The organism is Mesorhizobium sp. M0870 (assembly GCF_040319775.1).
Lineage (GTDB): Bacteria > Pseudomonadota > Alphaproteobacteria > Rhizobiales > Rhizobiaceae > Mesorhizobium.
Genome location: NZ_JAMYOI010000063.1, coordinates 1 through 8,362, shown reverse-complemented (window position 1 = coordinate 8,362; position 8,362 = coordinate 1). Strand labels below are relative to the sequence as shown.

The following is an 8,362-nucleotide window of genomic DNA, read 5'->3' as shown; positions in this document are numbered from 1 at the left end:
GAGCGACGCGGAGTCGTCCAGTTCAACAGCGTCATCCTTCGCCAGTGCACAAAACCGTGAAACGATCAGTCCGGCGCAATAACTAGTCGGCCCTGAATAACGGCTAAGGCGTTGATATTCCGAACGCGTGAAGACGGGTGGAAGCATCCGATTTCGCCGTTTTCGGCTGGAGTGCTTGCAGGCACCAGGCAAGCCAAAGAGCGAGAACCGTGAGGATCAGGCGCAGATTTTGGCCTGCGGCGACGAGTAGCGCATTGATCGCATCGCCAGCATGGCCGAGGAGGAAGTTGCGGTCCAGTCGGCCGTCGGTCTTCATGTGACCGATGGTGGCCTCGATGGCCGATCGTCGTTTCAGTTCCCGACACATGGTGGCCGTCAGGCCACGCTTGCGGCCGGCGATCATCACCGATCCCGAGCCGGCATAGTCGTGGCCGCGATAGCCCTTGTCGACGTAGATGCGGTCCGGGTCGACGCCGCCGATCTCCACCGCCTGATCAACCGTTGCTGCGAGCGTGTGGCCATCATACGGATTGCCCTCGAACGCCTTGGCCGCCAGCACGAGGCCCTCGCGGTTGGTTGCCGCGATCCCGACCTTGCAGCCGAATTCGTAAGGTTGCGGGCTTTGCCCTTCGAGATGCAGACCACCTCGGGCGCGTGCAGGGAGTAGATCTTGTTCCTGTCCTTCGGCTTCTGCGCCAAGAGCCGCTCGACGAGCCCGAGCAACCGGGCAAATCTGGCCTCGAGTTCGGCATTGCCGGCGATCTTGCGGCCGACGTCGCGGAACACCCGGCCGAGATAGGTGCGAAGGCGCTTGAGTTCGCGACGCGATCCGGCGGAACTGCCGGGCATGCGCATAGCGACCCGCCCGCACCGCCGCTGCCTTGGCCAGCCGCATGTGGCTCTGCCTGAGCATGATGCCGTACCGCTTGGCCTGACGCACCAGGATCTTGATTGCCTTGAGGTAGAGCCGGCTGTCGGTGGGGTGGGCGATTGCCTTCGGCTGCACCGTCGTGTCGACGGTGATCCGCTCCAGCGAACCGGGCTTCGCAGTCCCCGTCTCGAGTGCGACGTCGACGCTTGCCTTCAGCATTTCCTCCAGCCCCTCGGGCCCGATCCGCTTGGCCAGCGCGTCATCGTGCTGGCATCGATCGGCGGCTCGTGCTGGAAGAACTCGAAGCCGCAGAAAAACTGCCAATAAGGGTTTTCCACCCAACGCTCCACCACTTCTTCGTCGGACAGGTCGTGGACGTTCTTGAGGTAATGCAGACCGACGATCAGCCGCGTCGGCTTGGCCGGCCTGCCGACCGGGCGATAAAACCCGCCAAACGCCTTGTCAAAGCGCGACCACTCCATCAATGCCGACAACCGGACCAGCGGATGGCGCTGATGATGGTATCGAGGCGCTCGCGGAACAAATCATTCTTACCGGACGACGGACGGGCTGGCAGCATTGCAAAAACACCGGAAAATGACGGGATCAAAGGTGGTTTCCGGCATTCTCCAATACTTCACACCCGATGGGAATCCCTGCAGCGCAAGGGGTCCAAGAGTTTTTCAGTGCGAACTAACTATCTTCAATCGCGATGCGTGAGTTGCGCAGTTGGCCTGAGCAGATGATCGTGATGTCTGCATTGCGCAATGACGCCTCCGCGAGTGCACGCCGGGCAACCGCATCAAGGTTTCGCAGCGAACCAATGAGTATTGAGGCTGCGCCTTTGCGGACTGCCGCGAGAATGGCTGGCGTGCCATTGGCAGTTGCCAGCATCGCGGAGCGACCCGACAGATCGAGTCGGGACAGGAGGGATGGCGAGGGCTCATGATCGAATCCGAGAGGCGTTGATCCGTCATCCAGCTCCGCGCAAATAACGCCATTCTCGCCCACGGCGGCGCGCGCTTTGGCGACATCCGAGCGAAATCCTCCGACAAACACACGATCGCTGCCGGCGTCGAAAAGGCCGACGCAGGCGATGTCACGTTGTCTGCATATACACGCGTTGAGACCTGCGGCCGCTGATGTCAGCTGACCATGGCCACAGCTTCCATTCCGCCATGGCCTGCAGGCGGTGAATATGTGTAGCCAGAGCGGAGCGTTTTGAGCGGGGCGGGACGAAGAGATTGCGCAGAGCCGAAATGATCTAAACGAAGCGTTGCAGTGCTCCTGGTGATCGGAAGCCTTGCATCATCCGCTCCCGTTTTCGCAGCGGCGCATGTGCATTCTCCGCCCGGTTGTTCAATCCCTTATGCGACCGATGCTCGACGCCCGGCATCACCTGTCGCCTGGCTGCTATAGGAGCGCAGCTTGTCGGTGATCATGCTCAGCAAGCGTTTGGCCGCCTTGGTGTTGCGGCGGTTCTGGACGATCTCGTCGAGCACATAGCCATCCTGGTCGACGGCGCGCCACAACCAGTGTTTCCTGCCGGCGATGGTGATGACGACCTCGTCCAGGTGCCAGACATCGTTTCGACTGTGCTGCTTGCGGCGCAAGCGGCGAGCGTAATCCGGACCGAACTTGATGCCCCACCGGCGGATTGTCTCATACGAAACCACGATCCCGCGCTCCAGCAGCATTTCCTCGACCAGACGCCGGCTCAAGGGGAACCTGGAGTAGAGCCAGACTGCATTGGCGATGATCTGCGGCGGGAAACGATGGCGGTTGTAGCTGACGGTCGCGGTGTTCATGCCATCGGTCTATGCCGCAAATCCCTGAACGCGTGTTAAGTTGATAACGCCCACAAAGGACCTGATCGATCGGCACCCAGTCGATCAGTCTGGCAAGCGCATCCAAAGACGAATGCTGGCCGCGATCAACAGCACAACCAAACTTTTCCTGACGAATGCGCCGACGTGACATCGCATCCCTCAATCCAATGTACCGATTGAGAGAATCACAGATCAACACGCCAGTCCAGACACCCGCGCACTGGTCTCCTAGCCTCCAAAGGTGAGATGTTTTGGCAACCTCACTTTGCCACCGTGCCGGTCCCTCACAGGATCTGAACAGTTCGCCAGTTGTATCGTCGCCGCCGCGCACTCGCTATCCTCAGAATCCCTTCGGAGCCAGTGAATCACCGTTGCGCAGACGGCATGAATTTTCTTCCTTTATTGCGAATTGCCTCGACTCGGCGGCGGATCAGATGTCCTCGAAACCAATGGGCGAAAGATCATATTGTAGTAATGAGGCGCGTTGAACTGTTGCAACTCAACGGGACGTATTGTCGCGACACTTGCCTGTGACAGGCATTGGTAAATCTCTCCCTCCCGGTTGATTTCTTTCAAATCGAGTGAGATCGACACATTCCTACACACGCTTCTTTCACTATTTAACAGTTGTATATCTTCGATTTGCAACCATTCATAGTGCTCCCCCAGGAGCATTTTTACACTGGTGCCGCTTATATATGGCAGCATCATGGAGAAATATCCGTCATGCAGATGGTGTGCCCTAAGCAAGAAGACCTTGGACTCGTGTATGCTCCCTATCGAGATTTTCAGAGGTGAAAAACGCACATTCATATCTTCTGGGCCTAGATCGAGCTGAAATCTTCTTTGCACCAGACCGCTGAATGTGAAGTCAAGGCCCAAGCTGCGCGTTTCATATGGGCCCAGCCGAGACGGTGAGGGCAGGCACCTCGCATTTTTCCCAGCACTTTCTAGATGATAGATCGTCTTCTTGCGATCTGGTTCCCTAAAATTGTCGTGCTCGAAGTCCTTGAAATATTCCAACTCCGCTTCAATAGGCATGTAGGTCTGACGAAATAGAGCTGCATGGGCGGCCCGCTGCAAAATAGAATACTCGTGCGTCACACTAGCCTTGGCAAAAAACGTCTTCGCATCATTAATGAACCGCAAGCATTCAGCCTGAACATTGGCAACCTTCTCGTACTGTTTATCGCTCAATATGATATCCCCAAGAACTGGCTCTCCGTATGAGTCATAGTCAACAAGTGTTCCTTCCTTAACAGTGCAGCATTGCTCAAATAATCTGCAATGCCACCAAGGCGACGTAATAAGTGCTTTGCTGTTCGCCGCACGGTAAGGTTCGTCGGAGCCGACCACATAGCGCCCCAGTATGTCGACTTTAAATTCTTCTTTGAAGGTGCGAGCCAAATAGTCCTGCGTAGAGCCGATATAGCCTGTGTCTGCCAAGATAATGGTATCGCCGTGCTCCAACTCCAATTCCTTTGACATATAGCGCATCAAGCGCGCACGCAAAGCAAAGGAGTTCTTGAATATTAACTCCAACACATCGTCGTCGTGCAGCAACCGATGGAACGCCGTTCGTGGATCGTCACATTGATGAGCGATCCGTATTAACAATTCCGTCACTTCCGGCGGAATCAAAAGCTGTTTTGCTGTGGCATGAAGATCGTCAGTTTCGGGCTTGATCCCGCTGATGTAATAATCGACATCGGCACGGGTTTTGAAAGAGGCCGCAACAGCAACGAAGTTGCGGATTCGTACCAGCGTGCCAACGGGCTTGCCCGCATAGGCTTCACAAGCGGCTGAAAGAAGATAAGCCCCACGCAACAGAAAGAAGACTCTTACTCGCTTGCCCTGCTGTTGTAGTGTCTCCACCTCGTCCATAAGAAAACGGGCATAAGCGTATAGCAGCGGGCCGAACGACATGTAGCCGGTCACTGTCTCAGGCGCGTACGGCTGCAGGTTTGCTACGGAAAAAATTGGCCGAAATGGACTATAGCAGGGAAGAACAACTGCTTCCGGATCTGGTTGTTCGAGTACAATCAACGAAGATGCCGCGTGCTGTAGGCGCAAGAAGTCTGCGACCTCACGATCAAACTGCAGAAAATGTAGCGCACGTACGCCCAATTTCCGCGGCGCTTGCGCATCGGATACGTCATTATCCCCGATGTGGAGTAGTTGCGATGCAGGAACGCCACACTCTTTGATTACAATCTGAAAAAGGGCATGGCTTTTCGACGTCCCATAATCGACAGAGCAGTAAATCTTGCTGATTGCCTGCATAGCGTCCGCAGGCAAATGCCGAGCCAAAAGGCGCCTTAACTCGCCTTCGCGCAAATACATATCGCTTACGACGATAATTTTGATACCACGGGTGTGCGCCAGCCTGATCAGTTCTACGTACGGTGAGAATGCAAAGCAAACATTCATTTCGGTCCGGATTTCCGCCTCGGCCAATAGCTCCCGTTCCTCACAAGAAAGCGATCTAAAAATCCGATAAATGTCACCGATATCGATCTCCCTGGATCCGTTCTCCAAAGGCTTCGCTCGATAGGCACGCGCAGCAGCGCTAATGCGTTGGTGAGGAGTTATCCCGAACCTTCGCCCGACGGGATTATTGGCCAGCACAGCAAAAACGTCTTTGGGTGTCGCAGTGTTGCGCCATAGCAACGTATCGAAGCAGTCGAGTGAGAGTACCTTTACGGAAGCGCCAAAGTCGTCCAGAATAGTGGGGATATCGTGGGCCGTTATTTGCGTGTTATGGTTAGTATGACGCACGTTGCTGGAGAGAAGGCGATCCTCCGGCTTTTGCCATTGGTTGATCTTTTCTGTTAGACGCCCCCCGTATGGAAACATTGCATCAGAGTGACCGATAAACCGATAGACGTCGTCTCCGGCGGAAATATGCGGCACGAAGTCAGGAGCAAACATATCCTCAATACGTAAGCTTCCGGGAGACTGCTGATCAATATGGGCTTGCTTTATCTTGGCGGCCAAGCGCTCCAGTATAAGCTGCATAGTGTTTCTCCTTCAGCGCAAGTGCAATCGTTCTGGCTGAGAACTTCTCACTTGTCGTCCACTCTTGGGTTTAGGCCCTCCGCATCGCCAAATTGTCGAGGTCAGCGGCAACCGCGTTCGCTGCAGAGTTTTCCAAGAAGCCGGCAATTAAAATAGAGATGTCCTGAACTGGTTGAGGGACTTGGATTCGTACCAGGGTCTGCCGAGCAAAACGCCGCTGTCCTACCGCCAGACGATCCCTATCTCATCGTTTTACCCCTGCTCTTGCCGAATCGAAATGCGGCTAACATCAAAATACATCCGACCATTGAGTGACCATCTTCGGCTCACCAAACCTTTGGCCGAAGAATATCAGTTGTAGAGTTGCCGTCAACGTAGCGACGGGAGTGAGGCATTGTATCTCAAGTGTTTGATTATGTTAGGAACAATAGCGTGTGTACGCACCGGGTCGTTGTGATATTTTGATGAAGAAGTGTTAAGTGGCGATGTCACGTTGTCTGCATATACACGCGTTGAGACCTGCGGCCGCTGATGTCAGCTGACCATGGCCACAGCTTTCCGTTCCGCCATGGCAGGCGGTGAATATGTGTAGCGAGCGCGGAGCGTTTTGAGCGGGGCTGGACGAAGAGATTGCGCAGAGCCGAGAAGATCGAAACGAAGCGTTGCGGTGCTCCTGGTGATCGGAAGCCTTGCATCATCCGCTCCCGTTTTGCAGCGGCACATCTGTCGGTGACACAGTCGAGTTTTGGTTCAGCGAGCAGCGCGACCTGCCGGCGGCCAAGCGCTTCTTCAGAAAGGCGCTGGAGCGTCATGGCCGACCGGATCGCGTCATCATCGACGGGAGCCAGACCAACCACGAGGCGACCGTTTCTTGCGACACCACAAATCGCTTGCAGGATCGCTCCCGGCGCCGGCTGAAGCCGATCCGCATCCGCCTGAGCCAGTATTTGAACAATCGGATCGAGCAGGACCATCGGCACATCAAGCGCGGGGTCCGGCCGATGCCCGGCTTCAAATCGACGGCCACCGCCTCCACCATCCTGTCCGGCATCGAAATGATCCACATGATGCGCAAGCGACAGGCGAGGTACGCTTTCAATCCGAATCCGTCCCTGGTCGAGCAGTTCGAAATCCTCGCCGCCTGATTGACCGCGCATCAGGCCTCTCTGCGCCCTATTCAGCCGTTGCAACAAAACCGTCCAAATACGTCCACATATGGAATTACCAGGGCTGGACGGCCTTAGTTGCCCGCCTACGGTACATGCGGCATACGCGCTCCCATCTTGCCTGATTGCCGCGCGGCACCCGAGGGTCGGACGCCATGGCAGGGCTTTGGTGTTTGTTCAATGACAGCGTTCGATTGCGCCACTCCATCAGGGCAATCGCTCGAAGATGAGGTTGATGTTAGTCATTGCAGCAAGCCGGTATGACCTGCATTCCATCAGATTGATGATCCGGTCCCTGATGCCCTTCAGATAATGCTCACTTGGCTCGCATTGGATGACAGCAGGTCTGATGCGCTCGTAGTCGATGGCCTTAACGAGATCGTGATCTAGTCCCTCGCAGTCGATTGATAAAAAATCGACCTTATTGGCATAAGGCGCCAATAGTTCATTGATACCGATCGCGCTCACTTCAATATGCTCTCGGATACCTCCTATACCGTCGAAGTCGCCGAAACTTTCCACATGTGCCTTATCCACCGACGAAAGCTCATGGGCGTTTCCGATGAAGAGCGTGGCAGACGCTTGCGGAGCAGGCAAGACAACGGATCGCACGAGAACGTCTTCCGGGCGCGCAGCCCGGATCAGCGCCCCCAGCTCAGGATTGGGTTCAACCAAAACACCTCGCGCGCCTCTTTGGTACAAAAGATAGGTACTTGAGGTAGAGATGGGGTGATTGGCGCCGATCTCGACATAGAACGCACTGGCCCAAGGTCTTTGGCTCTTGCAGAGTCTTGCAGCCAGTATTCCTTCGACAATAACGTCTTCTCCAGCTTGTGCGTAACTAGCCGGCGCGAAGTGCTTGATCCGAGAGTTCGGTAGATTGAGCCTGGCGACCTCTTGATTTATGGACTGGTTTTCAAACTGGGACAGCATGGCTCGGCGCTCCAATGTAACTTGTGATCTTGGTACGGGGCCGCCCGACCGGTTTGTCGCGGCGGCTCTTGCTCATCATCGCAGCAATCGGCGTGCCACGTTGCGGAATGCGGTGCTCCTCACTTAGAAAAGATGAAGCGCGCGCGCCCGCTGGAATGACCGCGACACTTTGTCGGGTTCGCGACATCGGCGCCACCAACCGGCAAGCCACTTGCCGAAGTGACGCGCAGACAGCGAAACTTGCTGTAGATCGCGCGTTGTGCTTGGTGGCGGCGCGGACATGCGCGTACCGTTGCGTATTGAAAGCGGTATCGACGAAGGCGCCGATTGGATCTGTTGCAACCTTTTGATTACCAGCACTGTGGCAAGGAGCCTTCGATCATTTTCGGAGGGTTGGAATGTTCAAAGGCCGTCAGTTCGACCGGTCCGTGATCCTGCTTTGCGTGCGCTGGTACCTGGCCTACAATCTGAGCCTGCGCGATCTTGAGGAGATGATGGCCGAGCGGGGGATCGCCGTCGACCACACGACCATTCACCGCTGGACC

The 8,362-nt window shown here is 55.8% G+C and carries 3 protein-coding genes and 5 pseudogenes; 2 read left to right on the top strand and 6 right to left on the bottom strand.

Going from position 1 to position 8,362, the window contains the following annotated elements; translation table 11 throughout:
* Positions 1-103: 103 nt before the first annotated feature.
* The 5 genes and pseudogenes from NKH97_RS32925 to NKH97_RS32905 all read right to left on the bottom strand — a co-directional run.
* Positions 104-1,451, bottom strand: a pseudogene (locus tag NKH97_RS32925) (IS5 family transposase).
* A 113-nt stretch (positions 1,452-1,564) separates the two neighbouring features.
* Positions 1,565-1,969, bottom strand: coding sequence for a 2-phosphosulfolactate phosphatase (locus NKH97_RS32920; RefSeq protein WP_352799904.1), 405 nt, complete (start codon positions 1,967-1,969; stop codon positions 1,565-1,567).
* A gap of 1 nt (position 1,970) precedes the next feature.
* Positions 1,971-2,701, bottom strand: a pseudogene (locus tag NKH97_RS32915) (IS6 family transposase).
* Between the two features lie 398 nt (positions 2,702-3,099).
* Positions 3,100-5,718, bottom strand: a complete 2,619-nt coding sequence (locus NKH97_RS32910) for a hypothetical protein (protein WP_352799901.1) — start codon at positions 5,716-5,718, stop codon at positions 3,100-3,102.
* A gap of 488 nt (positions 5,719-6,206) precedes the next feature.
* Positions 6,207-6,428: pseudogene (locus NKH97_RS32905) on the bottom strand (hypothetical protein); the annotation flags it as partial.
* Between the two features lie 12 nt (positions 6,429-6,440).
* Between NKH97_RS32905 and NKH97_RS32900 the strand changes: the two are divergent.
* A pseudogene (locus NKH97_RS32900) lies at positions 6,441-6,863 on the top strand (DDE-type integrase/transposase/recombinase); the annotation flags it as partial.
* 228 nt (positions 6,864-7,091) lie between these two features.
* Here the strand turns inward: NKH97_RS32900 and NKH97_RS32895 are convergent.
* Positions 7,092-7,817, bottom strand: a complete 726-nt coding sequence (locus NKH97_RS32895; RefSeq protein ID WP_352799899.1) for an FkbM family methyltransferase — start codon at positions 7,815-7,817, stop codon at positions 7,092-7,094.
* A 398-nt stretch (positions 7,818-8,215) separates the two neighbouring features.
* On the opposite strand from NKH97_RS32895, the pseudogene NKH97_RS32890 reads away from it, so the two are divergent.
* Positions 8,216-8,362 (top strand): annotated as a pseudogene (locus NKH97_RS32890) (IS6 family transposase); the annotation flags it as partial.